The organism is Janthinobacterium sp. (assembly GCF_009923995.1).
Classification (GTDB): Bacteria; Pseudomonadota; Gammaproteobacteria; order Burkholderiales; family Burkholderiaceae_D; genus Janthinobacterium.
Genome location: NZ_RFSK01000001.1, coordinates 115,787 through 141,392 on the forward strand (window position 1 = coordinate 115,787; position 25,606 = coordinate 141,392).

At 65.7% G+C, this 25,606-nt stretch carries 20 protein-coding genes; 9 read left to right on the top strand and 11 right to left on the bottom strand.

The window, feature by feature from the left end; all coding sequences use genetic code 11:
- Window positions 1-7 precede the first annotated feature (7 nt).
- From EBS11_RS00595 to EBS11_RS00605, 3 genes are read left to right on the top strand one after another with little or no spacing between them, the layout of a single operon-like run.
- On the top strand, window positions 8-1,867 hold the full coding sequence (locus EBS11_RS00595) for an ABC transporter transmembrane domain-containing protein (protein WP_290599742.1): 1,860 nt from the start codon (window positions 8-10) through the stop codon (window positions 1,865-1,867).
- Window positions 1,868-1,879: 12 nt separating this feature from the next.
- Window positions 1,880-2,554 (top strand): leucine efflux protein LeuE, encoded by a 675-nt coding sequence (gene leuE, locus EBS11_RS00600; RefSeq protein ID WP_290599743.1) that lies wholly within the window; start codon window positions 1,880-1,882, stop codon window positions 2,552-2,554.
- Between the two features lie 21 nt (window positions 2,555-2,575).
- Window positions 2,576-3,670 carry a beta-eliminating lyase-related protein gene (locus EBS11_RS00605; RefSeq protein ID WP_290599833.1) on the top strand — a complete coding sequence of 365 codons (1,095 nt, stop codon included), beginning with the start codon at window positions 2,576-2,578 and terminating at the stop codon, window positions 3,668-3,670.
- Window positions 3,671-3,706: 36 nt separating this feature from the next.
- Here the strand turns inward: EBS11_RS00605 and EBS11_RS00610 are convergent, their stop codons facing one another.
- From EBS11_RS00610 to EBS11_RS00620, 3 genes are all read right to left on the bottom strand, one after another.
- Window positions 3,707-4,066: a phage tail protein gene (locus tag EBS11_RS00610; RefSeq protein ID WP_290599744.1), complete on the bottom strand. Its 360-nt coding sequence runs from the start codon at window positions 4,064-4,066 to the stop codon at window positions 3,707-3,709.
- A gap of 277 nt (window positions 4,067-4,343) precedes the next feature.
- The gene (locus EBS11_RS00615) at window positions 4,344-5,777 is read right to left on the bottom strand and encodes an OmpP1/FadL family transporter (protein WP_290599745.1); all 1,434 of its coding nucleotides are present in this window, start codon (window positions 5,775-5,777) and stop codon (window positions 4,344-4,346) included.
- A gap of 287 nt (window positions 5,778-6,064) precedes the next feature.
- The gene (locus EBS11_RS00620) at window positions 6,065-8,866 is read right to left on the bottom strand and encodes an EAL domain-containing protein (RefSeq protein WP_290599746.1); all 2,802 of its coding nucleotides are present in this window, start codon (window positions 8,864-8,866) and stop codon (window positions 6,065-6,067) included.
- 157 nt (window positions 8,867-9,023) lie between these two features.
- Here EBS11_RS00620 and EBS11_RS00625 point away from each other — a divergent pair, with 157 nt between their 5' ends.
- Both EBS11_RS00625 and EBS11_RS00630 read left to right on the top strand, forming a co-directional pair.
- A complete protein-coding gene (locus EBS11_RS00625) occupies window positions 9,024-9,998 on the top strand; it encodes a thymidylate synthase (protein WP_290599747.1) in 975 nt (324 codons plus the stop codon).
- A complete protein-coding gene (locus EBS11_RS00630) occupies window positions 9,998-11,035 on the top strand; it encodes an SMI1/KNR4 family protein (RefSeq protein WP_290599748.1) in 1,038 nt (345 codons plus the stop codon). The genes EBS11_RS00625 and EBS11_RS00630 overlap by 1 nt, the downstream gene beginning before the upstream one ends.
- A gap of 21 nt (window positions 11,036-11,056) precedes the next feature.
- Here EBS11_RS00630 and EBS11_RS00635 read toward each other — a convergent pair whose 3' ends face one another.
- The 4 genes from EBS11_RS00635 to EBS11_RS00650 form a co-directional block, all read right to left on the bottom strand.
- Window positions 11,057-13,342, bottom strand: a complete 2,286-nt coding sequence (locus EBS11_RS00635; protein ID WP_290599749.1) for an outer membrane beta-barrel family protein — start codon at window positions 13,340-13,342, stop codon at window positions 11,057-11,059.
- Window positions 13,343-13,541: 199 nt separating this feature from the next.
- Window positions 13,542-14,870, bottom strand: coding sequence for a VWA domain-containing protein (locus tag EBS11_RS00640; protein ID WP_290599750.1), 1,329 nt, complete (start codon window positions 14,868-14,870; stop codon window positions 13,542-13,544).
- 9 nt (window positions 14,871-14,879) lie between these two features.
- Window positions 14,880-15,920, bottom strand: a complete 1,041-nt coding sequence (locus EBS11_RS00645; protein ID WP_290599751.1) for a TerD family protein — start codon at window positions 15,918-15,920, stop codon at window positions 14,880-14,882.
- Window positions 15,921-16,028: 108 nt separating this feature from the next.
- Entirely contained in the window at window positions 16,029-16,604 is a 576-nt protein-coding gene (locus EBS11_RS00650; protein WP_290599752.1) for a TerD family protein, read from the bottom strand.
- A gap of 202 nt (window positions 16,605-16,806) precedes the next feature.
- On the opposite strand from EBS11_RS00650, the gene EBS11_RS00655 reads away from it, so the two are divergent.
- From EBS11_RS00655 to EBS11_RS00670, 4 genes are all read left to right on the top strand, one after another.
- Window positions 16,807-17,568, top strand: a complete 762-nt coding sequence (locus EBS11_RS00655; RefSeq protein ID WP_290599753.1) for an alpha/beta hydrolase — start codon at window positions 16,807-16,809, stop codon at window positions 17,566-17,568.
- 74 nt (window positions 17,569-17,642) lie between these two features.
- Window positions 17,643-18,128, top strand: coding sequence for a dihydrofolate reductase (locus tag EBS11_RS00660; RefSeq protein ID WP_290599754.1), 486 nt, complete (start codon window positions 17,643-17,645; stop codon window positions 18,126-18,128).
- Window positions 18,129-18,390: 262 nt separating this feature from the next.
- Window positions 18,391-20,649, top strand: a complete 2,259-nt coding sequence (locus EBS11_RS00665; RefSeq protein WP_290599755.1) for an arginine/lysine/ornithine decarboxylase — start codon at window positions 18,391-18,393, stop codon at window positions 20,647-20,649.
- 276 nt (window positions 20,650-20,925) lie between these two features.
- Window positions 20,926-22,326, top strand: a complete 1,401-nt coding sequence (locus EBS11_RS00670; protein WP_290599756.1) for a sigma 54-interacting transcriptional regulator — start codon at window positions 20,926-20,928, stop codon at window positions 22,324-22,326.
- 6 nt (window positions 22,327-22,332) lie between these two features.
- Here EBS11_RS00670 and EBS11_RS00675 read toward each other — a convergent pair whose 3' ends face one another.
- From EBS11_RS00675 to EBS11_RS00690, 4 genes are read right to left on the bottom strand one after another with little or no spacing between them, the layout of a single operon-like run.
- Window positions 22,333-23,067: an amidohydrolase family protein gene (locus EBS11_RS00675; RefSeq protein ID WP_290599757.1), complete on the bottom strand. Its 735-nt coding sequence runs from the start codon at window positions 23,065-23,067 to the stop codon at window positions 22,333-22,335.
- Window positions 23,068-23,085: 18 nt separating this feature from the next.
- Window positions 23,086-23,736, bottom strand: a complete 651-nt coding sequence (locus tag EBS11_RS00680; RefSeq protein ID WP_290599758.1) for a hypothetical protein — start codon at window positions 23,734-23,736, stop codon at window positions 23,086-23,088.
- A gap of 36 nt (window positions 23,737-23,772) precedes the next feature.
- Complete coding sequence (locus EBS11_RS00685; protein WP_290599759.1) at window positions 23,773-24,564, bottom strand: hypothetical protein; 792 nt, start codon at window positions 24,562-24,564, stop codon at window positions 23,773-23,775.
- Window positions 24,548-25,594, bottom strand: coding sequence for an aminotransferase class I/II-fold pyridoxal phosphate-dependent enzyme (locus tag EBS11_RS00690; protein WP_290599760.1), 1,047 nt, complete (start codon window positions 25,592-25,594; stop codon window positions 24,548-24,550). Before EBS11_RS00690 ends, EBS11_RS00685 begins: the two co-directional genes overlap by 17 nt.
- Window positions 25,595-25,606: the final 12 nt, after the last annotated feature.

The following is a 25,606-nucleotide window of genomic DNA, read 5'->3' on the forward strand; positions in this document are numbered from 1 at the left end:
AAAAACAATGACAACCAGCACAGAAACAGGCAGCACCAGCAAAACCGCAGTAGCCGCAACGCCTTCCCCCGACACCGGCACCAGCCGCGAACTGAAAAAAGGCAGCCTGGCCGCCTTCAAGGGCTTGATGCCCTTTTTGACGCCTTATCGCAAGCAGTTTTTCCTGGCCGGCATCGCCCTGGTGGTGGCCGCCGCCTCCACCCTGGCCATCCCCGCCGCCTTCAAGCAGATGATCGACCTCGGTTTCGGCGGCGCGGCCGGCTCGAAGAGCATCCAGCACGTCGACCTGGTGTTTCTCGCCCTGTTCGGCGTGGCGTCCATCCTGGCGCTGGCGACGGCCGCGCGCTTTTACACGGTATCCTGGCTGGGCGAGCGCGTCACGGCCGACATCCGCAGCGCCGTGTACCGCCACGTCGTCACGCAAAGCCCGGAATTCTTTGAAACGACGCAGACGGGCGAAGTGCTGTCGCGCATCACCACCGACACGACCTTGATACAAGCCGTGGTCGGCACCAGCATCTCCATGGCGCTGCGCAACGTGCTGCTGTTCCTGGGCGGCCTGGTGATGCTGTTCGTCACCAGCGCCAAGCTGGCCGGCATCATCATCGGCTTGCTCATCCTCGTCGTCGTGCCCATCATCGTCTTTGGCCGCAAGGTGCGCAAGCTGTCGCGCGACTCGCAGGACCGCATCGCCGACGCCTCGGCCATGGCCGGCGAAATCCTCAACGCCATGCCCACCGTCCAGGCGTTTACGCACGAGAAGATCGAATCGAAGCGCTTCGGCGACTCCGTCGAAGGCGCCTTCATGACAGCCATGCGCCGCATCCGCGCCCGCGCCCTCCTGACCATGATCGCCATTTTGCTGGTCTTCGGCACCATCGTGTTTGTCCTGTGGCTGGGCGCGCGCGCCGTGCTGGAAGGTTCGATGACGGGCGGGGATTTAGGCCAGTTCATCCTGTACGCCTCCATCGTGGCCGGCGCCATCGGCGCCCTGTCCGAAGTCATGGGCGAAGCGCAGCGCGCCGCCGGCGCCACCGAGCGCCTGCTGGAGCTGATGGCCGTCAAGTCGGAAATCGCATCGCCCGCCACGCCGCTGCCCCTGCCCGCGCGCGCCGCGAATGGCGCCGCCCTGTCGCTGGACGACGTGGTGTTCTCGTACCCGTCGCGCCCCGATACCGCCGCGCTGGACCACGTCAGCCTCGACATCCGCGCCGGCGAAACGGTGGCCGTCGTCGGCCCGTCCGGCGCCGGCAAGACCACGCTGTTCCAGCTGTTCCTGCGCTTCTATGACCCGCAAAGCGGCAGCATCCGCCTCGACGGCGTGGACATCAAGCAGCTGGACCTGCACACCCTGCGCGACGCCATCGGCATCGTGCCGCAGGATACGGTGATCTTCTCGGCCGACGCCATGGAAAACATCCGCTACGGCCGCGCCGGCGCCAGCGACGCGGAAGTCATCGCGGCGGCGAAGATGGCGGCCGCCCACGAATTCATCGAGCGCCTGCCGAACGGCTACAAATCCTTCCTCGGCGAACGGGGCGTGCGCCTGTCCGGCGGCCAGCGCCAGCGCATCGCCATCGCCCGCGCCCTGCTGAAGAATCCGCCGCTGCTGCTGCTCGACGAAGCGACCAGCGCGCTGGACGCGGAATCGGAACGCCTCGTGCAAAAGGCGCTGGAAGCGGCCATGGTGGGCCGCACCACCGTCATCATCGCGCACCGCCTGGCCACCGTGCAGCGGGCCGACCGCATCATCGTCATGGAAGACGGCAGGATCGTCGAGACGGGCACGCATGCGTCGCTCGTCGCACTGGGTGGCATCTATGCCAACCTTGCTGCACTGCAATTTCACCACGTACAGATCAACTAAGCAAAAACAGCCATGAACGCCTTATTCCACGCCAACCTGGGCATCACCGATTTCTGGACCTTTTTATTGGGGACCATCTTCATCGTCATCCTGCCCGGCCCCAATTCCATGTACGTGCTGTCCGTGGCGGCCCAGCGCGGCGTGCGGCCCGCCTACCAGGGCGCCTTCGGCATCTTCGCCGGCGACCTGATCCTGATGGTGCTGTCGGCCTGCGGCGTCGCCTCGCTGCTGAAAGCCAGCCCGGCCCTGTTCTACGTGGTGAAATACATCGGCGCGGCCTACCTGGGCTGGATCGGCCTGCAGATGCTGCTCGGCTGCTGGCGCAAGCTGCGCGCCCCCGCGCCAGACGACGGTGAAGCGGCGGCCGTAGCGGCTCCCGCCAAGGAAAGCGATCCCTTCCGCAAGGCCCTGGTCATCAGCCTGATGAACCCGAAAGCCATCCTGTTCTTCATCTCGTTTTTCATCCAGTTCGTCGACCCGGCCTTCCCGAACCCCGTGCTGTCCTTCATCGGCCTGGGCCTGATCTGCCAGGTGATCAGCTTTACCTACCTGACGGCCATCATCTTTGTCGGCGCCCGCCTGGCCGAGACCTTCCGCCGCCGTCGCCGCCTGTCGGCCGGCATGGGCGGCGGCGTGGGCGCCATGTTCATCGGCTTTGGTGCGAAACTGGCCACGGCCACCCTGTAAGGAAAAACTGCCTTGACCGCCTTGACCGATACCGAACTGCGCCAGCGCTGCCACACCATCCTGCCCGGCCACCGCCAGCCCGCCCCAAGCGCCACCTTCGCCGCCATGGCCGCCTGGTGCGACGCGAACGACGTTGCGCACGACACCTATGGCGAGGGCGCGCTGATCGAACAGTTCGAGAACAAGGTCGCCAGCCTGCTCGGCTTCGAGGCGGCCGTGTTCTGCATCACGGGCACCATGACGCAGGTGACGGCCCTGCGCCTGGCCTGCCAGGACCGTGGTTCGCGCCTGGTGGCGCTGCACCCGACCTCGCACATCCTGCGCCACGAACGGGGCAACCACGAGCTGCTCGACCACTTCAAGGGTCTGATGATCGGCGACCCGCACCGCCCGTGGACGGTGGACGAGCTGCGCGCCGTGCCCGATGCGCTGGGCGCCGCGCAGCTGGAACTGCCGATGCGCGAAATCGGCGGCCAGTGCCCTTCGTGGGACGAGTTGAGCGCGATCAAGCGGCACTGCCGCGAACGCAATATCCACCTGCACATGGATGGCGCGCGCCTGTGGGAAGCGCAAGCCGGTTTCGACCAGCCCCTGCCCGCCATCTGCGACGGCTTTGACTCCGTCTACGTGTCGCTGTACAAGGGCATCGGCGGGCTCGGTGGCGCCGTGCTGGCCGGCAGCCGAACCTTTGTCGAGCGGGCGCGCGAATGGTTCCGCCGCCAGGGCGGCAACATCGTCCATCGCACGCCCTACGTGGTGGCCGCCGCCATGCAGTTCGATGCGCGCCTGGCCGCCATGCCCCGCTATTTCGAACGCACGCAATGGCTGTACGCGCTGCTGCGCGACTTTCCGGCGATCGCCGTCAATCCCGCCCGGCCGCAAGCCAACATGCTGCACCTGCACCTGCCCGTGTCGCGCGAGCGGGCCATCGCCATCCGCAACCAGGTGGCCGCGGACCACGGCATCTGGCTGTTCGGCCGCGCCAGCCACGCGGCCCTGCCCGGGCACAGCGTGGTGGAATGGTATGTGGGGGATCAGTTGCTGGAGATGGACGACGACACCGTGCGCCTGGCCCTGACCCTGCTGGACCAGGCCATGCGTCCCCGGGCGGCATGAGGCGGGGCGCCCCGCTTCCCAGGGCAGCTGCCGCGACTAGGCAAAAAAAGGCGAGCGCGCCCGCATGCCATAGGTGAATTTGATCAGATAGCGCATCTCGGCGCCATGCGCCCGCCCTTCCTGCCGTGCCGCGCCAGCATCCTCGCCGCGCAGGAAGGCGCCGCGGTAATCGGGCAAGCCGAACTGCCCGTCCGCGCCGCCATACAGATAGCCGAGTACCACAAACAGTTCCGGATAGAGGTGGCTGGCCAGCATGCGCCCGTCACATTCCATCCAGCCCTGGCTTTCGAGGCCCTCGCCGGCATGGGCTCCGGCAAAGGCAATCACCGCGCCGACGGGCGTATCGCCCAGGCCATGCGGGGCGACATACGGCGGCTGTGGAAAGCTGGCGCTCATGGCCGCCCCCTTCCGCAGCCGGGGTTGCGCCGCAAGGGGCCTGCGCCCGCGGCCAGAGCCAGGAATGTCGTACCGCCACTGTGATCCATGTCCATTCGCATGTCCTGCCTTTCTCCGTGTGCGTCGCCATCAAGGGGGCGTCGAACCTGTCCCTCATGATGAATTAACATTTTTCAAAAAGCAAGCCGGCATCGGACCAGCGAGGCCCCATGAATAAAGGCGCCCGCAGGCGCCTTTTATTCAGTTCATGCCGGCCGGGTCGGCCGCCACTACCTGCTTAGAACTTGTAGTTATAAGCAATACCGATCAACTGCATGCGGGTCTTGAACAGGCCCTTGGTGGTTTCGCCGTTGCCGGTGCAGCCAGGCGTCACGGGCGAGCAGTTATTCGTGTAGTTCACGTCAGCATCCTTGAAGTCGATGTAGCTGTACGCCAGGTCCAGCGAGGAGTTCGCGTTCAGCTTCCAGTTGGCGCCGATCGAGTACTGCATGCGGTCGCTGTCCGGCAAGGCCGGGTGGCGCAGTTCGGCGCTGCGCACCGGCGCCTGGTCGTGCGCGATACCGGCGCGCAGCAGCAGGTTTTCGCTGTATTTGTAGTTGGTGCCCAGCGACACGCGGTAGGTATCCTTCCAGTTCTGGCGGATGCGTTCCGGGCCTTCGGCCGTCGGCGGGAACTGGATGTCCAGGTTTTCCAGGCGCGAGGTACGGGTCCAGGTGACGTCGCCCATCAAGGCCCACTTGTCATCCATCTGGTGGAAGGCGTTGATCGACACGGTTTCCGGCGTGCGCACTTCCACCAGCGCCTTGGAATTGACCTTGCCCGAAGCGGCGGAAATGAAGCCATTCACAGCGGCGTTGTTCGACACTTGCGAGAAGTCCCAGATCGTGTCGCCTTTCAGCTTGTGCGAAATGGACGAGCGGTAGGAAATACCGAAACGCGTGCCTTCGTTCAGCTGATACAGGTAGCCCAGGTTGAAGCCGAAGCCCCAGTCATCGCCATCCATGGAGGCATGGCCATCCTTGGCGCCCTGCAGCGCGGCGCCGGCAGCCTGCGCCGCGGCCAGGCCCTGCGTCTTGGCGATATTGGCCAGGAAGGCTTGCGATGCGGCCGGCGCATGCGCGCCCAGGAAGGCCACCGTGCCCGGCACGTCGACGGCCTGGCCCAGTTCGGCCTTCATGTATTCGGCCGTGACGCCGAAGCCGAAGGAGTGGTGCTGGTCCAGCTTGAAGGATACGGAAGGATTCAGGGCGATGGCTTCGAGCTTGATGTTGGTGATCGCATAGCGGCCGCTCCAGTCGTTGCCGTAATCGAGCTTGGCGCCGTACGGCACGAACAGGCCCATGCCGACGGTCCACTGGTCGTTGACCTTCTTGCTTGCGTACAGGGCTGGCGCAAAGACCGCGTCGGGCGCGTAATCCTTGGTCGTGCCGCCCGGGTTGCGGCCCGTGAACGTCTTCGAGCCCGTGTCGTCGTAGGTCGAATGGGGCACGACGATGGTGCCGCCGCCGACCAGCTGCGTGCCTTCCAGGCGCGACATGCCGGCCGGATTGTAGAAAATGGTCGAGGCATCGGCCGCTTCGGCGCTGTTCGCGTCGGCCGTGCCCTGGCCCGATACGCTTTGCGAACCGAAGCGGTAGCCCGACGCTTGTGCGGTGGAGGAAATGCCGGCGAACGCGGCGACGATCAGGAGGGGCAGATATTTATGTTTCAAGTTGGTCTCTCTTTATTATATGAATTAAAACACCCGGCAAAAAACCAGCTGCGCGGCGCGGTGCGCAGCCTGCGATGCCCGCCGTGCATGTGCACGGCCGGGCTTCCCGGCCACAGCTCCCGTCCGTCCGCGACGGCTTTCCAGGAGTGTTCAGTTTCTTCGGCACACTGTCTCGGGCAGTCCATCTCACCCGTCCTGCACTTTTCTTGCCGCCGTGAACTCCAATTCACAGACGGCATGAGCGAAGCATATAATATTTTTGAAAAAAAAGCGAACGATCGCTCTTTTTATGAAACGACGTTGTTTTCTGCGCTCTGCACGGTGCTGTACGGGGGCAGCACGGGGGCGGCAAGCGGTATCAAGAAGCGCTTGCGCATCAGCGCCAGCATGTGCTCCGCCGGCACGGGACGCGAGATGAAATAGCCCTGCACTTCATTGCACTGCAAGGCGCGCAGGATGTCGAGCTGCTCGCGCGTTTCCACCCCTTCGGCCACCACGCTCATGCCCAGCGCATGCGCCATCGACAGGATGGCGCGCACGAAGACCTCGCCCTGCTCCGAGCGGCCCAGTTCCATGGTGAAGGCGCGGTCGATCTTCAAGCCGTCCATGGCGAACTTCTGCAGCTGCGACAGCGAGGAGTATCCCGTGCCGAAATCGTCGACCAGCAGGCGCACGCCCAGCGCGCGGATGGCGGACAGCTGCTCCACGGCGCGGTTCTGTTCATCCATCATGGCCGATTCCGTGATCTCCACCTCGATCATGCGCGCATCGATGCGGTGGCGCGCCAGCGCGGAGGCCAGCACCTGGTGCACGTCGCCGCGCCCGAACTGGCGCGCCGAGACGTTGATGGAGACGGGCACCAGCTCCTGCCCGGCCGCCTGCCAGCGCGCCATCTGCTGGCACACTTTTTCGATGACGACTTCGCCCAGCTGCGAAATGAGGCCGCTGCTCTCGGCCACGGGGATGAATTCCAGCGGCGGCACCATGCCGTGCTGCGGATGGCGCCAGCGCACCAGCGCTTCCATGCTGCACAGCTGCCCGCTCATGGCGTCGACGCGGGGCTGGTAGACGACGAGGAACTGGTCCTGCTCCAGCGCCGCCACCAGGCTTTGCTCCAGTTCGCGGCGGTTGCGGATGGTTTCGAACAATTCGGGCTGGAAGAAGCGGTGGTGGCCCTTGCCCGCCACTTTCACGGCATACATGGCGATGTCGGCGTTCTTCAGCAGCACTTCCGTCTCGGCGCCGTCGCGCGGGTACAGGCTGATGCCGATCGACGCGCCCATCTTGTGGCGTTCGCTGCCCAGGTAGAAAGGCTCGTCGAAGGCGATGGCGATGCGCTGCGCCACCTGCTCGGCGCGGCTGTCGTCCTCCACCGGGTCGAGCACGACGACGAATTCGTCGCCGCCCAGGCGCACCACGTGGTCGCCCGGGCGCAGCACGGCCTTCAGGCGCAAGGAGGCGGCGCGCAGCACCTTGTCGCCTTCGGCGTGGCCCTGGGTGTCGTTGATATCCTTGAAGCCGTCCAGGTCGATGAACAGCAGCGCCAGCATGTGCTGCGCGATGGCGGCGCGCGCCAGCGCCCCGGGCAGGAACTGCTGCAGCCAGTAGCGGTTGGGCAAGCCCGTCAAGCCATCCTCGTTGGCCAGGCGGCGCAGGTCGCGCTCGTGCTCCTTGGCCGTGCTGATATCCTGCAGGGTGACGGCCAGGCGGTCGCCGCTGCGCACGAGGCGCCGGCGTATCCAGCGCAGCTTGAATGGATTGCCATCCGGCAATTCGATCTCTTCCTCGGAAAAGCCCGACTGCATGGCGGCCCGGTAGTTATGGATGAGGTCGCGGAAATACGGCTCGTGTGCGCGCGACTGCAGTCGCATGCCCAGCAGCTGCTCGCGCCGCACGCCGAAGTAGCCGGCGCCCGGCTCGTTGCAGTCGACGATCTCGAAGTCGACGATGGCGCCATCGTCGCCGCGCAGGGCGGAAATGATGTAAAAGCCGTCGCTCGTGCCTTCGGTGGCCATGCGGTAGGCGTTGCGCACGCCCTCGGACTGGTGGTGGCGCCAGGCCAGGCGCAGCGACAGCACGGTGGCAATCACCGTGAAGGCCAGCAGCAGCACGGTCACGCCCAGGGCGATGACGGTATAGATGGTGCGCGTTTCCTCGTAGGGATGCAGCATTTCGCTGTCGGCCAGGCCGACGACGGCCGTGAACGGATAGGCTTTCAGCGCCTGCCAGCCCACGTAGCGGTTTTGCTTGTCGGAAAAAGCCACCCTGCCGCCCGATTCCATGGCGCCGCTGTCCGTTTCCAGGAAACTCGTGTCGAGAAACGGCGTGCCCTGGCTGCGCTGGCCCCCGTGCACGGGCAGCACGCGCGAGCCCAGGCGCGTGCTGAACAGTTCCCCCTCCTCGCCCACCATGGCGGACATGCCCAGCTTGCCAAAGTTGACGCTGTCATAAAACTCGGAGAAATAGCTGGAATGGATGGAAATGAGCAGCACGCCGTCAAAATTGCCGTCCTCGTCTTCCAGGCGGCGCGTGAAGTGCACGAGGCTGTCGTCGGCGCCTGGCGCCGCAGCGCCGTTGGCCCCATTCGCCCGCCCCAGCGCGATGCGCAGGGCGCTGGAATTGCTGCGCCAGTGGCGCAGCAGGAAATCGCTGCGCTCGTTCGTACGCAGCCGCGTCAGGGGCGCCGTGGCCGTCACGGCATGGCCCTTGCGGTCGAGGATGGCGACGATGGCAAATTGCGGCAAGGCATACATGCCCTGGGTCTTCAGCTGGTCCAGGCGCAGGTGGTCGTGCGAGTTTTCCCATTCATACTTGAGCTGCAGGGTCAGCTGGTCCATCTGTTCCAGGGTGCGCAGCAGATACTGGCCATACGCCTTCGACTGCGAGGCCACGCTGTCGAGCGCCTGCTGCTGGGCCACCTTCTTTTCCGCTTCCAGTTGCAGCAGGGTGGCCGTCCACAGCACGGCGCACAGGGCCAGGCATAGCAGGGGCCAGGCGAGGATCAGGCGCAGGTTTGCCCTGAGAAAATCGGCCTTGCTCATCTCCACCACGGCGGCGTTGTTATTATTTACGAATTGTCGCAAGAACATGGTGCAGCATCTGCCATTTCTGTATTTCCTTAGGGACACACAAATTACCACAGAGTCATGATTGCAGGTAAGACAGCCGCGTAATTATGTACGCGCCCCGCATCCCGCCTGTCGCGCCTGCGTTACAATCACCATCCTTACCGTTGGAGAGTGTTACATGCAGCAATATCAAGATTTGATCAAGACCGTCCTCGAAACTGGCAGCTGGCAAGACAACCGCACGGGCATCCGCACCCTGAGCGTACCCGGTGCCATGATGCGTTTCGACTTGGCCAATGGCAATTTCCCTGCCGTGACGACCAAGAAGCTGGCTTTCAAATCCGTGATCGGCGAATTGTGCGCCTTCCTGCGCGCCTCGCGCAACGCGGCCGAGTTCCGCGCCCTGGGCTGCAAGGTGTGGGACCAGAACGCGAATGAAAACGCGCAATGGCTGGCCAACCCCTACCGCGAAGGCGAGGATGACCTCGGTCCCGTCTACGGCGTGCAATGGCGCCAATGGCCCGCATACAAGCTGCTCGACGCGGCCAAGCCCGCGCAGATCGCCGACGCGCAAGCGAACGGTTTCACGCTGATCGCCCCCATCGTCGAAGACGGCGTGCAGAAAGTGCTGCTGTACAAGGCCGTCGACCAGCTGCGCGAATGCCTGGACACCATCATGACGAATCCGGGCAGCCGCCGCATCCTGTTCCACGGCTGGAACCCCGCCGTGCTGGACGCCGTCGCCCTGCCCGCCTGCCATTTGCTGTACCAGTTCATCCCCAACGCCAGCACGCGCGAAATCTCGCTGTGCCTGTATGTGCGCAGCAACGACATCGGCCTGGGCACGCCCTTCAACATCGCCGAAGGGGCGGCCCTGCTGCACCTGGTGGCGCGCCTGACGGGCTACACGCCGCGCTGGTTCACGTATTTCATCGGCGACGCGCACATCTATGAAAACCACCTCGACATGGTGGAAGAGCAGCTCAAGCGCACGCCGTTCCCGGCACCGCGTTTCGTCATTTCCGACCGCGTGCCCGATTACGCCACGACAGGCAAGTACGAACCGGAATGGCTGGAAAAGATCGAACCGTCCGACTTCTCGCTGGAAGGCTATAAACACCATGCGCCCATCAAGGCGGCGATGGCCGTCTGATGGCGGTCACTCCCCTTGCCGCCCTGCACCGCAAGCTGTTTGACGAAACGGATGGCAACAAGTTCGCGCGCCTGAAAGACCGGCTGATCAACAAGCATGGGGTGGACGCGCGGTGCGCCGTGCTCGACATCCTCATCGGCTACGCCAGGGATGGCCAGCTGCTGCATTGGCGCAACTTCCTCATGACGGACATCATCGCGCTGGCCGAGCCGGGCGAGTGCGGCGACTTCTTCACGGCCTGCCTGGAAGTGCCCGATCTCAGCTACTGGGCCGTCGACGGCATGCTCAAGAGCATGGGCAAGGCCGCGTATGGCCCGCTGGTGGCGCTCGCCGCCAGGGAAGATGCCGAGCGCAGCGCGCGCGCCAAGGCCATCAAGAGCCTGGCCGTCTTCAGCGGCCAGCCCTTCGACCGGGGCTTGATGGTCGATCCCGGCCACTGGAAGCCGGAGCAGCTGCGCGTGGACGAGGTGCTGGCGTGGCAGGCGGACGGCTGCCCGGATGGCCACGGGTTTGCGCCGCCTGCCACGCATGCCTCGCTGGCGGCGCCGCGCACGCCCCTGGAAAAAGCGGCCGCGCGGCTGGACAGGAAACTGGCGACCCGGCGCCGGCGCGAGCAGGACCTGGCGCAGCCGTCGAACTGGCTGGCCATCGCCAGCGCGGCGGACATGACGCAGATCAATGCGCGCTGGACCTTGCCGGAACAATATCAACGCTTCCTCGCCTGCTACTCGCCCCTGCGCGTGCACATCGCGCATGCGGACTATTTTCAGGGCCTGCACCTGTATGGCGCCGCCGAACTGATCAAGGCGCAGCACGGCTATGCGTGGAATCCCGTCACGCAGGAAAGCATCGGCGGCTGGCCGGAAGGCTATCTGGTGATCGCCGACGCGGGCGCCGATCCGTATTGCCTGGACTTGCACGCCATCGCCGATGGCGACGCGCCCGTCTACACGGCCGCGCATGGCGCCGGCGCCTGGCAGTTCGCGCGCCATGCGGACAGTTTTGTCGCCTTCCTCCAGGAGATCGCCGCCGCCTGACGCCGCAACGTCAGGCGGGCATCACCCTTCCCCGCCAGGGCCTGGACCGCCGGGGCCGCCCGGACCACCGGGACCGCGGCCACCGGGCGGGCCGAAGCGCGGCTCGCGCTCGCCCTCTTTCGCCGCCGTCGCGGCGCCGCCCAGGCGGTACGACAAACCCACGTACAGCATGCGCCCGTCGAAGCGGCGCGTGCTCGTCTCGCGCAGCGAGGCGCTGTTGATGACGGTTTCCATCTTGTTGGTGCTGAACACATCCGTCACATTCATGACCAGGCTCAACTGCGGCGTCACCGTGTGGCGCCAGCTCAGGTTCAAGGTATTGTTGGGCGAGCGGTAGCCCTGTCCCGACAGCATCTTGCCCTGCATTTGCAGGGCCAGCTGCAGCTGGTTGCTCGTGTCGAACTGGTAGTTCAGGCGCGCGCGGCCGCTCAGGGCGTTCGCCGTGCGCGTGCTGAGATTGCCCAGGTCGTCCGAGCTGGTCTGCTGGCTGCGCGCCAGGTTGCCGCTCGTGTTCAGGGTCAGGGATGGCGTCAGCTTGCCGCTGACGCTGAACTCCAGGCCGCTCGAATGGCTGCCTTCGCCGTTCTGGCGCGTCGTCAGCAGCACATTGTCGCTGATGAAGTAACGGTAATCGACGATGGCATCCGTGTCGCGCCGGTGGTAGGCGCGCAAGCTGCTCTCCAGGCCAAACAGCCGGGTTTCATAGCCGATCTCGTACGAATCCGTCTGCGTGGGTTTCAGCTTGGGATTGCCGGCCGACACATTGAACTCGTCGCGGTACACCACGTAGGGGTTCAGGTCGCCCGCGTTCGGACGGCGGATGCGGTGCGCATAGCTGAAGCGCAGATTGCTCTCGTCGCTGACCTTGTACGTGGCGAACAGGCTGGGAATGTAGTTGATGTAATTATTGCTGGCCTCGCTGCCGCTGGTGATCTGGCGCACGTTCAGGTCCGTGTACTCGGCGCGCAGGCCGGCCAGCGCCCCCCAGCGCTCGTTCAGCCGCATCTGGTAGGAGCCGTACAGGGCGATGGTGCGCTCGTCCATCTCGAAACGGTTGCTGCGCATGGGGTTGACGGTCTCCGCCAGGCTGGCCGGGTTGATGTCCGTGTACAGGGTGTCGAAGCTGCTCTTGTTATCCGCCACCTTGTAGCCCAGCTTGGCCGTGCCGCCCGCCAGGGGACGCTCGTAGTCGCCGCTGAAGTCGACGATGCGGTTGCCCGTCTCGCTGTGCTGGCGCGCGCGGCTGTCGAAGGCGTTGACGGGCGCCACCGCGTAGGCATTCGCGTAGTCGCTGTCGCTTTCATTGGTGGACGAGGACACGCGCAGGTCGATCTTCAGGGTTTCGCCCGGCAATTCACCCTTGTGGTCGTAGCGCCCGCCCCAGCTGTAATTACGGCTGTCGCCATTGCGCACGGTGCTGCGCGTGTAGTCGCCGATGGTGTTGCCCAGGCTGTCGCCATTGAGGTAGCGGTCCAGCGAACGCTGGTCATTGCTGCGGCCGTTAAACGACGCGCTGGCGGCCAGGGTGTCGCTGGCGTTCAGGTTGTAATTGACGGTGCCGTTCAAGCCCAGCGAGTCGTTCAAGCCATTGCTGGTCGATTGCTGGCTGCTGGGGGCAAACGCCCCCGTGCCGCGGTCCAGGCGTTCGCGGCTGACTTCGCCCACGGAATTGCGGCCGTCGTGGCGCACATTGATGCCGCCCTGGTAGCCCCAGGGACCTTCGTTGTAGCTGCCGGAGATGGAACTGTTGTAGCGCCCGGCGATGCCCGCATTCGCATTCACGGTGCCAAAGCCGCCCGGCTTGCGGTTGCGCCGCATCACCAGGTTCAGGATGGGGCCGCCGCCGGCCTCGTTGCCGAACTGGGCGCCGGGATTGTTGATCACTTCCACGGATTCGATGTCGTCGGCCGCCATGGCATTCAGGGTGGCGCCGCGCGAGTCGCCCTGCAGCATGGCCGATGGCTTGCCATCGATCAAGATCTGCACATTGCTGCTGCCGCGCAGCGAGACGCTGCCATCGGGATCGACGGCCACGGACGGCACGTTGTTCAAGGCATCGGCCGCCGTGCCGTTCGTGCTGCCGACGTCGGACTTGACGTCGTAGACCTGCCGGTCGATGCGCCCCGTGGGACGTTCGGCCGTCACGCTGACGGTCGCGGGCGCATCGACGGCGGGCGCCTTGGCCGGTGCCGGTGCTGGTGCGGCGGGCTTGACGACGGCATCGCCGGTGGTGGTGGTTTGCGCCTGGGCGGCGCCGGCAACGAGCAGGCTGCCGCCCGCCAGACAATGGAAAAGGATTTTATGCATGGGACCAAGAAAGTAATCGGGACGCTACGGATGAGGCGCTACGCCGCGGCGTGAGGGCACACCGAAAGCATGCCACGACTGCAATGAGCAAAGCAAATGCGAACCATTGTTATTTACTTCAATTTACAAATCTCTTGCGCTTGTGGCATTCCAGCCTCATCCGGGACGGGCGAGGCTGGAAATGCGGCTCGATAAAATGCTACTTCAGCAAGCCATGGCCCCGCGCCAGTTTCAGCCAGCCCGGATATTCCGTCATCAGCAAGTCATACAGTTCCGCATCGCTGTGCTCGTCGGGCGAACCGACGGAAAAGTAATTCGCATTGTCGACCAGGCGCCCGCCCAGCTCATCCAGCTTTTCCAGGAAGGGGAAGTCGGAATCGGCAAAGGCGGCGAGGAACTTGCTCTTCGATTTGCGTCCCTTGCCGATACCCATGAATTGCCAGAAGATGGGTTCATTGCTGGCCCAGCGCAGCTGCTTTTCCGTCGTCGCCTGGTCGCTCGTGCCGCCATCGGTCACGAACATGACGTAGACGGGCAGCTCGGCGGCGACGGGCCGCGTGCGCTCGCCGCCACGGGCATCGGGAAAATAAAAGGCGCGGATGGCCTGCATGGCGGCGCCATAGCGCGTGTCGCCTTCCAGCGGATGACGCTGTATGGCCTGGCCCACGTAGGTATTGCAGTTGCTCAAGGCCATGGGCGCCGGATGGTGGACGTTCTTGCCGAACAAAAAGACGTCGATCTCGCCATCGTCGTCGAACTTGCAGCCCAGGGCCAGGATGCGTTCGGCGAAGCGCTGCACCAGCCCTTCCTTATATAGCCGGCCCATGGAACCGGAAATGTCCAGGCACAAACACACCTTGGCACGATGGTCGGACAAGCCCACTTTTTGCAAGGACACGCCCGCCTGCTTGACGAGGCTGACCAGCTGCGGCGCTTCCCGTTCCACCCGCTTTTCCAGGTTGATCTTCGCCTGCATGACGGCCGATGCCGCCGCCGCAGGCGCGGCCGGCTCGACTTCGCCGCCGAAGTGGCGCACCAGCGCGTCCAGGCCCCCGTTGAAACCCTGGCCCACGGCCATGCAGCGCCAGCCGCCGTCCTTGCGGTACAGTTCAAGCAGCATGACGGCTTTTTCCTGGGCGAAATCACTGCCCGCGAAGGCGAAGCGGGCCAGCTCGCGCCCGCCCGCCTGCAGGCGCACGTGGCCCGCTTGCAGCTGCGACATCACGCCGCCGCCGTCGATGGACGCCGTCACGACGAGGCGGTCTATGCCGGACGGCAAGCGCCCCAGCTGCAGGGCAAAGGCGGCAAGGTCGCCGCTACCGCCGGGGCGCGCTTCCACGCCGCCGCACGGCGTGCGCGGCTGGTTGAAGAAGGTCATGTAGCGTTCGTCGGCCAGCTTGCCGGCCGCGTCGAGGCCGAAACAGGCCACGTCGAGCGCCAGTCCCTGCGCGGCGACGCCCAGTTCCAGCACGCCATCGGGAACGAGATGGGCCAGCGGCAGGCGCTGTCCCTTGGTCAAGGTTTCCATCAGTATCTCCTATGCAATATAACGACGCGGATTGTCCGCATTGAAGTCGTCCTCGTCTTCCTTGTCCTCGCCCTTGAAGACGACGGGGCCGTTGAAGGCCAGCTGCAGGTGCTCGCCCTGCCAGCTCAGCCAGGGCGTCGCCTCGCTGCCGGGCTCGGACGTCTTGCCGGACGGTTCCAGGATGATGCTGTCCGGCGTGATGCGGGCCATGCCGATCACATAGGTGTAGACCGTGTCATCGTCGGCCGCCTTGGACAGGCGGAAGTCGAAATCGCACTCGACGACCTGCTCGCCATACTGCATGACCATTTTCGGCCGCATGGACGCCACCGACACGGCGCCGTTGGCCAGCGCCGAGTACACGCTGAAGACGAGGCCCACCGTGCCGCCGTAATGCCGCGCCAGCGCCGGATTGACTTCCACCGTTTCCGTGGCCGGCTCCTTGCCCGACGCGCCCGCCACGTCGCCCAGGTGGCGCACGAAGGGCATGCTGTCGAAGCTGCCGGGCGTATCGGGCGCCTGGATGAAGCGCACCTGGCCATTCGGCAGGAGGATGCCGACGCGCAAGTCCAGATCGTCGTTATCGTCGTCGCCATCGCCGTTGTCCACCCAGGTGGCCTTGACGGTGAGTTTCTTCGGCGCGCCCGCGCCCTTTTCCAGCGAGACCTGGTGCGTCTGGCCCGCCTTGGTCAGCGAGATTTTCGACAGGGAAATCTTCGGCGCCGGTGCAGGCTCGGCGGCCGGCTGCGCCACCTCGCCGCCGAAATACGCGACCAGCGCATCGAGGCCGCCGTTGAACCCCTGGCCCACGGCCATGCAGCGCCAGCCGCCGTCCTTGCGGTAGAGTTCAAACAGCATGACGGCTTTTTCCTGCGCAAAATCAGACCCGGCAAAGGCGAAGCGGGCCAGTTCGCGCCCGCCATCGAGCAGGCGCAGGTGGCCGCTGCCCAGCTGCGCCATGGTGGCCGCGCCATCGACGGCGGCCGTGACGACCAGGCGCTCGATGGCGGAGCAACGCCGCCATGGACTGCCGTTCCGGGTTCTAGACAAAGCTGAAAGAGCTGCGGACAACGGTTCAGGGCAAGGCGCGTCACCGAAGACAGTACGAATAGTACGGCGACGTGACGCAACGCCGCCATGGGCCGTTTTCCGGAGTTCTTAGGCGTTGATGCCGAAAGAACGTGCCAGCGGTCCCAAGCCGCCCTTGAAACCCTGCCCGATGGCCTTGAACTTCCATTCGCTGCCGGCGCGGTAGACTTCGCCGAAGATCATGGCCGCTTCCGTCGAACCGTCTTCCGACAGGTCGTAGCGGGCGATTTCCGCGCCGTTATCGCCGTTCAGGCAGCGGATATAGGCCTTGCCCACCATGCCGAAGTTCTGCTTGCGCGCTTCCGCATCGTGGATGGTGACGGCCACGGCGATCTTGTCGATGTCGGCCGGCACGTTGGCCAGGTCGATGGCGATTTTCTCGTCGTCGCCGTCGCCGCCGCCCGTGGTGTTGTCGCCCGCGTGGACGATGGAACCGTCGGCCGACTTCAGGTTATTGTAGAAAATGAAATCCGCGTCGGAACGGGCCTTGCCGTCCGTTTTCAGCAGGAAGGCGCTGCCGTCCAGGTCAAAGGCGGCGCCATCGGTGGCGCGCGGGTCCCAGCCCAGGCCAATCACGATTTTCTTCAAGCCGGGAGCTTCCTTGCTCAGGTTGACATTGCCGCCTTTTTGCAGACTGATCGCCATGGTATTTCCTTTTCATTAGTGGGTTGCATTCGGTGTAGAACGTGCGCGGCCGGCGCGCTGGCCGGTCGAGCCATGAGCCTACCATAATGCCGGGGCCTTGCCAGCCTCGCACTATTGAAAAAACTGCCATGACGCCCGGGCCTGCCCGCCCAGTCGGGCAAAATGACCGATAATGCCGCTCTTTCCCCGCCCCAAGACCGACGTGAACAGCCCAATCCCGACACCGCAAGCCCGCACGCGCGTGGACTGCATCCCCGGCACCCTGTGCGATGCGCGCATGTGGTCGCGCCTGACGCCATTGCTGGGCGACAACATCGACGTGCGGCACGTGCCCCTGCACGAGGCCCGCACGCGCGCGCAGATGCAGGCCCTGATCGCCAGCCACAGCGCCGAGGCCTCCCACCTGGTGGGCTTTTCGCTGGGCGCCTACCTGGCGCTCGAACATGCGCTGGCCCACCCGCGGCGCGTCAAGTCACTGACCCTGGTCGCCAATTCGGCCAGGGGCTTGCAGCCGGAGGAAATCGCCGCCCGCCAGCGCATCGTCGCCATGCTGGAGCGCAATGCCTATGCGGGCATCACGCGCCAGCGCCTGCGCGAACTGCTGCACCCGTCCCACCTGGACGATGGTGCCATCACGGGCCTGATCCAGCAGATGGGCCTGGACCTGGGCAAGGAAGTGCTGCTGTCCCAGTTCATCACCACCATCGACCGCCCGGACCTGATGGCGCGTCTGCCGGAACTCGCTTGCCCCGTGCTGATCGTCGGCGCCGAGAACGACAAGCTCGTCCATCCAGACGATCTACGGGCCATGGCGGCGTGCCTGCCGCAAGCCACCCTGCACATGATCGGCGATGACTGCGGCCACATGGTGCCGCTGGAAGCGCCCGCCGTGCTGGCCGAGGCCATGCTCGCCTTCCTCGCGCACGGGCGCACAATTGGAGCGGCAGCGCAATTTCAACGATAATGATGCGCATCGGGCGCAGCCAGCCCATTGCAACTTGATAATATTTTTATTTGGCAACTTTTTTGCACATCCACATGACCCAACTGACCATCATCGTCGCCACCGACCAGCAAGGCGGCATCGGCATCGACAACACCCTGCCATGGAAGCTGCCGGAAGACCTGGCCCACTTCAAGCGCCTGACGACGGGCCACCCCATCCTCATGGGCCGCAAGACCTTCGATTCCATCGGCCGGCCCCTGCCGAACCGCCGCAACATCGTCATCACGCGCAATCCGGACTGGCGCCACGACGGCGTGGAAGCCGTGTCGTCGCTGGAAGAAGCCGTCGCCCTGCTGGCTGGCGCGCAAGGCTACGTGATCGGCGGCGCCGAGATCTACAGGCAGTCGCTGGACCTGGTGCAGCGCCTGGTCATCACGGAAATCGGCCAGACCTTCGACTGCGACGCCTTTTTCCCTGCCGTGGACCATGCCGTGTGGCAGGAAACCGCCCGCGAAGCCCATGTCTCGGAACAATCCGGCCTGCCGTACGCCTTTGTGACGCTGCAACGCAAAGCCTGATAAGGTGGCAATAAAGGTGGCTATCAAGGTGCATATTTGTCTCCCGCCGCTTGCTGTAATACCCCTGTCACACCGTTGCGTCACGCTAGCGCACGCTGCTGGCGCTTTGCTGTGATATTTTTTTCCCGCAGACGCCGCATTTCTGCGAGAATCCCGTTCTTATTTTTTTTCTGCGACTGCCGGGCACCAAGATTGCCAGGCTGGCGCGCCCTAGTCCGCCCCTCCATTACGTCAGGGGCGGCTTGCTTTTTTGGAGACATGCATGAAATTTCGTTTCCCTATCGTCATCATTGACGAGGATTTCCGTTCTGAAAATACGTCCGGCCTGGGCATTCGCGCCCTTGCCGCCGCAATGGAAAAAGAAGGCATGGAAGTGCTGGGCGTGACCAGCTACGGCGATTTGTCGCAATTTGCCCAGCAACAATCGCGCGCGTCGGCCTTCGTGCTGTCGATCGATGACGAGGAATTCGGCGCCGGTTCCATCGAGGAAACGGACCACGCGCTCAAGTCCCTGCGCGCCTTCGTCGAGGAAATCCGCTACAAGAACGCGGACATCCCCATCTATCTGTACGGCGAAACGCGCACCTCGCGCCACATCCCCAACGATATCCTGCGCGAACTGCATGGTTTCATCCACATGTTCGAAGATACGCCGGAATTCGTCGCGCGCCACATCATCCGCGAAGCGAAATCCTACCTGGACGGCCTGTCGCCGCCGTTTTTCCGCGCGCTGGTGCACTACGCCAACGACGGCTCCTATTCCTGGCACTGCCCCGGCCACTCGGGCGGCGTGGCCTTCCTGAAGTCGCCGATCGGCCAGATGTTCCACCAGTTCTTCGGTGAAAACATGCTGCGCGCCGACGTCTGCAACGCCGTGGAAGAACTGGGCCAGCTGCTCGACCATACCGGTCCCGTGGCCGCGTCCGAACGCAATGCGGCGCGCATCTTCAATGCGGATCATTGCTATTTTGTCACGAACGGCACGTCGACTTCGAACAAGATGGTGTGGCACTCGACCGTGGCGCCCGGCGACATCGTCGTCGTCGACCGCAACTGCCACAAGTCGATCTTGCACTCGATCATCATGTGCGGCGCCATTCCCGTGTTCCTGATGCCGACGCGCAATCACCTGGGCATCATCGGTCCCATCCCCCTGCATGAGTTCACGCCGGAAAGCATCGCCCGCAAGATCGAGGCCAATCCGTTCGCCCGCGAAGCGAAGAACAAGAAGCCGCGCATTCTGACCATCACGCAATCGACCTACGATGGCGTGATCTACAACGTGGAAACCCTGCGCGAAATGCTGGACGGCAAGATCGACACCCTGCACTTCGACGAAGCGTGGCTGCCGCATGCCACCTTCCACGATTTCTACAAGAATATGCACGCCATCGGCAAGGACCGTCCGCGCGCCAAGGAATCGATGATCTTCTCGACCCAGTCCACGCACAAATTGCTGGCCGGCCTGTCGCAGGCCTCGCAAATCCTCGTGCGCGAATCGGACACGGTCAAGCTGGACCAGGACGCCTTCAACGAGGCTTACCTGATGCACACCTCGACCTCGCCGCAGTACTCCATCATCGCCTCGCTGGACGTGGCTGCGGCCATGATGGAAGCGCCGGGCGGCACGGCCCTGGTGGAAGAATCGATCATGGAAGCGCTCGATTTCCGTCGCGCCATGAAGAAAATCGACCAGGAATGGGGCCAGGACTGGTGGTTCCAGGTGTGGGGTCCGGACAACTTCAACGACGAAGGCATGGGCCAGCAGGAAGACTGGATGATACGCGCCGAGGACGACTGGCACGGTTTCGGCGACCTCGCTCCCGGCTTCAACATGCTCGACCCGATCAAGGCGACCATCGTCAACCCGGGCCTGTCGCTGGACGGCCAGTTCGGCGAGACGGGCATCCCCGCGTCCATCGTCACCAAATACCTGGCCGAGCACGGCGTCATCATTGAAAAATGCGGCCTGTACTCCTTCTTCATCATGTTTACCATCGGCATCACCAAGGGCCGCTGGAATACCCTGTTGACGGCGTTGCAGCAGTTCAAGGACGATTACGACAAGAACCAGCCGATGTGGCGCATCCTGCCGGAATTCGCGGCCGCCAACCCGCGCTACGAAAAAATGGGCTTGCGCGACCTGTGCCAGCAGATCCACGATTTCTACAAGGCCTACGACGTGGCGCGTCTGACGACGGAAATGTACCTGTCGGACATGATCCCCGCCATGAAGCCGTCGGACGCCTTCGCCAAGATGGCGCACCGCGAAATCGAGCGCGTGGCCATCGACGACCTGGAAGGCCGCATCACGTCCATCCTGCTGACGCCATATCCGCCGGGCATCCCGCTGCTGATCCCGGGCGAGCGCTTCAACAAGACCATCGTCGACTACCTGCGCTTCGCGCGCGACTTCAACGAGCGCTTCCCCGGCTTCGAGACGGACGTGCATGGCCTGGTCAAACGCGAAGTCGACGGCAAGCGCGGTTACTTCGTCGACTGCGTCAAGATGGACGACTAGTGACGGCTCATCCAGTCTCGCTTGTCGCGACTTGCAGCCTGCGATGCTCACCGTACTTCAATACGGTTGCGCTTCTCGGCCACAATTCGCTTCCGCCCGCTACGATTGGATGATCCGTTGTGACGTTCGTCAAAAACAGTGAGTGCTGGTAACGCCGCCTGATGCCCATCAGGCGGCGTTTTTCATTTCCGGCGTCCGCGCACGCTTGTGCCAGATCAAATGGCTGGGGTGGCGGGCTTTTAAGATGGGCCACTCGCGTAGGGGGATGGCCCGCATATGGCGCTCAAGGTGTGGCTGGAAATCATGCAGCAGGCGGCGGCCGGCAGTGGCGCCCTGCTGCTTGCGGCCTTGAAGCAGGCTCAGGTCACGATGGTGCGGCGTGGCGATGGCGATGACGAGCCTGCCAGCCTTGGCATCGTCCTGTTTGCGCAGGCCGACGCGGCCCTGTTGCGGGCGCTGCCCGCCTGCTGCCGGCAGGCGCGCGTGCTGGCCATCGCCGCCTGCGGCCAGCCGCCGAGCTGCGCGCAGCAACGCGCCGTGCTGGCGGCGGGCGCCCTCGACGTGCTGCCGTGGACGGAGGGCGCCATCGATGCGGAGCAGGTCCTGGCGCGACTGCGGCGCTGGCAGACGGTGGCGCAGCTGCTGGAATCGAACGCCGTGCGCCGGCACCTGGTGGGCGACAGCGCGGCCTGGCGCGGCTTGCTGCACCGCGTCGTGGAAATGGCCGCCTTCAGCCAGGCTTCCGTGCTGATCACGGGGGAAACGGGCACGGGCAAGGACTTGCTGGCGCAACTGATCCACCGTCTCGGCAACTGCACGGGAGGCTTCACCATCCTCGATTGCGCCACCCTGTCCCCGGAACTGGCCGGCAGCGAACTGTTCGGCCATGAACGGGGCGCGTTCACGGGCGCGGCCGGCGCGCGCGACGGCGCCTTCGCCCTGGCCGACGGCGGCGTGCTGTTCCTCGACGAGGTGGGCGAACTGCCGCTGCCGCTGCAGGCGCAGCTGCTGCGCGCCATCCAGGAGCGCAAGTACAAGCGCGTGGGCGGCAATACCTGGCAGCCGACGCAATTCCGCCTCGTCTGCGCCACCAACCGCGAACTGGAAGGCGAAGTGGCGCGCGGCGCCTTTCGCGCCGACCTGTATTACCGCATCGCGGGCTGGCGCTGCCAGACGCCGCCCCTGCGCGAGCGCCAGGACGACATCCTGCCGCTGGCCCGTTATTTCCTCGCCGAACTGGCACAGCAGCCGCCGCCCCCGCTCGACGCGGCCGTGCGCGAATACCTGCTGCTGCGCGACTATCCGGGCAATGTGCGCGAGCTGCGCCAGACCGTCACGCGCATCTGGCACCGCCATTGCGGTCCCGGCCCCATCACCATCGGCGCCCTGCCGCCCGAGGAGCGCCTGCTGGCGCCGGGCTGGCCCGACCAGCATTTCGAAGCGGCCGTGCGGCGGGCCCTGCACCTGGGCCTGCACCTGTCGCACATCACGCGCTGCACCGCGGACGTGGCCATCGGCCTCGTGCTGGCCGAGGAACACGGCAACAACCAGCGCGCCGCCGCCCGCCTGGGCGTGACGGACCGCGCCCTGCAGATACGCCGCAAGGCGGCCGCCTGCGCGGCGCAGGCAGCCGCTGCCGCGCAGGCGGCGGCACCGGCCGCGCCAGCCGCCCCTTGATCCATCTCAAGCCAGCCTGGCCAGGCGCAGGAAATTCTCCCCCAGGACGAGGGCCGCGTCGGCGGCCGGCAATCCCAGCAAGCGTATCTTGTGCAATTCCAGGCCAGGATGCAGCCACGGGCCGTCCGAGCCGAACAGCAGCTTGTGCGCTCCGGCCCGCCGCACGGCCTGCTCCAGCAAATCGAAGCGGCGCACGCCGGCGCTGTCCGTATGGATGTTCGGGTGGCGCACCAGGTGGTCGATCAGTGCCAGCTGGGCCGCCCAGTCGTCGCCGAAGCTGCCCAGGTGGGGCAGGATGAAGTTGACGTCAGGATACTGCTGCGCCAGCAGCTCGGCCACGGCCACCTCGCCCATCGGGTCGTACAGCACGGGTAAGCCGAAGAAGCGCGCCGCCTCGCACACTTCGCCGCTGATGCGTGCGTCAAAGCGGTGCGCCTTGATGCCGACAAAGCCGTAGCGCTCGACGGCCGTGCGCACCAGGTCCAGGATGCGGCCCCGGTCGCGCCGCGCATGCACGAAGGCAAAGCCGTAGAAACGCCGCGGATCGGACGCCACCAGGCGTGCCACGCCGTGATTGGCGATGGCGTAATCGGAGTGAAAGGTGGCGAACAGCACGCTGCGGGCGATGCCGGCCGCCTGCGCGCGGCGCAGATAGGCCGCCAGCGGCGCATCGCTGTCCCACGGCCCGCCCAGGCCGTCGCCGGGCCCCGCGTGGCAGTGACAGTCGATGACGGGTCCCATGCCATGCCCCGCTGGCGCTTACGTCCAGTCGCCCATCACGACGATGCGGTTGCCGCGCCGGCGCCAGCGCCCGCTCTCCTCCTCGCCCTGCGGCGCTGCCGAGCGGAAATGCGGCAGCTGCTGGTGCAGGGCACGCGTCAGCGCGCTTTCCACGGCGCGCGGGCTGCCGTCGCCCTCGGCCGCCAGGCGCGCCGCCTGTCCCGCAATGCGCACGAAGCGGCGTGCCATGTCCAGTTCGCGGTCCGCCGCTGGCCCAGCCGCCATTTCCAGTTCCAGCGCGCTGCTGGCCGCACGCCCCAGGGCCGTGCCCAGCGCCGTGCCCACGCCCGGGATGGGGATCATCGAGCCCAGCGCCCCGCCGACGAACGGCAGGGCCGTCTTCGCCACGGCCTTCAAGGCGCCGCCCAGGGGCTGGGCCACCTTGGCGAGGCCCGAGCCCACTTTCTTGACACCCTTCCACACGCTCCTGAAGACATTGCCAAGGAATTGCTCGAGTTCTTCCTCGCTCGATACTTCCAGCAATTCCATGGCCAGCTGCAGCTCTTCCTGCGCACTGAACAGGGCCGGTGCGCTGTCCTTGCCGGGCCAGGTCTCGCCGAAATCCAGCACTTCAAACGCGGCGCCGGCCCGCTGCCGGCATTGCGCGCACGTGCATTCCAGTTGGTGCATGATGCTCTCCTTCGCAGTGATGAACGGGCCGACTCGTCAGTGCCACATCTCGCCCAGCACGGCCAGTTCCAGCTCGCGCCGCTGGTTGGTCAGCACGCCGCGCTGGTGGGCGAACATGTCGTCGTGGATGCGCTGCTCGATGCGGCGCCGCTGCGCCGCCGACGCCAGCGGCGCCACGTACACCTGGTGCCCGCTCAGGTCTATGCCCATCATCTGGCCGCACAGGCGGTGCTGCAGCAATCTCCGGTGCAGATCGTCCGTCTGCCCGCTGTAGGCGCGGCGGCGTCCGCCCGCATCGAATTCGATCAGGTACAGGCCCGGCCCGGTGCCGTTCGGATCGCGCAAGGCGCTGGCCAGCGTCCCCAGCGCCAGATAGTTCAAGGCCGCCGCTTCCGGCACGCGGCCCATGGTACCGGCCAGGGTGGGCGGGACTTCGCCCTGCATCTGGCCGTCATCCTGGTCCTGCCCCTGGTCCTGGCCTTGATCCTGGCCCTGGTCCGGTCCCGGCTCCGGCTGGTCGCCAAACGGCGGCTGCGCCAGGGGATAGGGGGCCGCGTAGATGCCGGGGTAGATGGCGGGATAGGCGCCCCAGCCCCGGTAGCGGGGCGGCAGGTAGGGCAAGGGATGGGGCGCGTAGCGCGGCGGCCGGCGCGCCTGGTGGGCCTGGTAGCGGGGCGGCATGGGACAGCGCGGCCCGCCCGGACGCCAGCGCTCGCCTTCCCACTCGCCCTCGTCTTCCCCTTGCCACTCCTGTTCCCATTCCTGCTCCGGCGCGTATTCCCCCGCCCCCTGCCCCACGAAGGGCAGCAATTCAAAGGTGTCGTTCATGTCGCCTCCTGATGTGATGTTCCAGCAAGCCCATCGCCTGCTCCAGTTGCCCGGGCGTATGGTCGGCCCGCAGCAAAAACGTCAATGTCCCCGCCTGCCCCCCCGCTTGCGCCAGCGCCAGCACGCCGGCCGCGCGCAAGCCTTGCTGCAAGGGGGCACAGCCCGGCAGGCGCTGCACGGGGAAGGCGCCGCCCCGGCAAGCGATGCCGGCCGCCGCCATGCCCGCCCGCCACTGCGCCACCCGCGCTGCCAGGCTGGCCCGCAAGGCATCGCCATGCCGCGCATTGAGGGCCAGCGCCCGCCGCGCCGCGGCCAGCACGGCCGCCGAAGGCGGGCTGGCATGCACGCGCGTCTGGCTGTGCGCCGCGAAACGCCGCAGCAGGCTGGCACTGCCCGCCAGCACGGCCAGGGGCACGCCAAAGCCCTTGGCCAGCGAGGCGCCGACGATCAGCTGCCCGCCCTGCCCGTCCCAGCCGCCACGCAAGCCATGCAGGCGCGCCGAACCGCCTCCCTGCGGCCCCGATACGCCCAGCACCTGCGTATCGTCGAGCAGCAGATAGCCGCCGCCCTGCGCCGCCAGCGCCGCGTAGGCCGCCAGCGGCAGGGCCTGCTCGCTGCCCGGCACGTAGCCATCGGCCAGAACAAGGGGGCGCCGCCCCCGCCCGCGCCAGGCGGCCACCAGCTGTCGCAGGGCCGGCACGTCGCCGCTGGGAAACAGGCGCAGGGGCAGGCCCAGCGCCCGCGCCCGCTCGGCGCCCCAGCGGGCGATGGCGTAGCTGCCGCCATCGATGAGTATCACCAGCGGTTCGGCAGCGAGCATGCCGAACAGGTCCCAGAACAGGTGCAGGGTCGACGGCAGCACGCAGGCCGCGGCGCAACCCTGCAATGCGGCAAGTTGCGCCGCCAGCGCCTGCGCGCCCGGCGGCTCCTGCAGCGCGGCCGGCTTGCCCAGGGTCAGGCTGCTCCACGGCGCCAGCTCGGCTGCCGCATGGCGCATGCCCAGGTACAGGGCACTGCTAAAGTCCAGCATGCAGGCGCCTCC

Coding starts and splice junctions, on each gene's coding strand:
- EBS11_RS00595 (WP_290599742.1), top strand. CDS start 8: ATGACAACCAGCACAGAAACAGGCAGCACCAGCAAAACCGCAGTAGCC.
- leuE (WP_290599743.1), top strand. CDS start 1,880: ATGAACGCCTTATTCCACGCCAACCTGGGCATCACCGATTTCTGGACC.
- EBS11_RS00610 (WP_290599744.1), bottom strand. CDS start 4,066: ATGAGCGCCAGCTTTCCACAGCCGCCGTATGTCGCCCCGCATGGCCTG.
- EBS11_RS00620 (WP_290599746.1), bottom strand. CDS start 8,866: ATGTTCTTGCGACAATTCGTAAATAATAACAACGCCGCCGTGGTGGAG.
- EBS11_RS00625 (WP_290599747.1), top strand. CDS start 9,024: ATGCAGCAATATCAAGATTTGATCAAGACCGTCCTCGAAACTGGCAGC.
- EBS11_RS00630 (WP_290599748.1), top strand. CDS start 9,998: ATGGCGGTCACTCCCCTTGCCGCCCTGCACCGCAAGCTGTTTGACGAA.
- EBS11_RS00635 (WP_290599749.1), bottom strand. CDS start 13,342: ATGCATAAAATCCTTTTCCATTGTCTGGCGGGCGGCAGCCTGCTCGTT.
- EBS11_RS00640 (WP_290599750.1), bottom strand. CDS start 14,870: ATGGAAACCTTGACCAAGGGACAGCGCCTGCCGCTGGCCCATCTCGTT.
- EBS11_RS00650 (WP_290599752.1), bottom strand. CDS start 16,604: ATGGCGATCAGTCTGCAAAAAGGCGGCAATGTCAACCTGAGCAAGGAA.
- EBS11_RS00660 (WP_290599754.1), top strand. CDS start 17,643: ATGACCCAACTGACCATCATCGTCGCCACCGACCAGCAAGGCGGCATC.
- EBS11_RS00665 (WP_290599755.1), top strand. CDS start 18,391: ATGAAATTTCGTTTCCCTATCGTCATCATTGACGAGGATTTCCGTTCT.
- EBS11_RS00670 (WP_290599756.1), top strand. CDS start 20,926: ATGGCGCTCAAGGTGTGGCTGGAAATCATGCAGCAGGCGGCGGCCGGC.
- EBS11_RS00675 (WP_290599757.1), bottom strand. CDS start 23,067: ATGGGACCCGTCATCGACTGTCACTGCCACGCGGGGCCCGGCGACGGC.
- EBS11_RS00680 (WP_290599758.1), bottom strand. CDS start 23,736: ATGCACCAACTGGAATGCACGTGCGCGCAATGCCGGCAGCGGGCCGGC.
- EBS11_RS00685 (WP_290599759.1), bottom strand. CDS start 24,564: ATGAACGACACCTTTGAATTGCTGCCCTTCGTGGGGCAGGGGGCGGGG.
- EBS11_RS00690 (WP_290599760.1), bottom strand. CDS start 25,594: ATGCTGGACTTTAGCAGTGCCCTGTACCTGGGCATGCGCCATGCGGCA.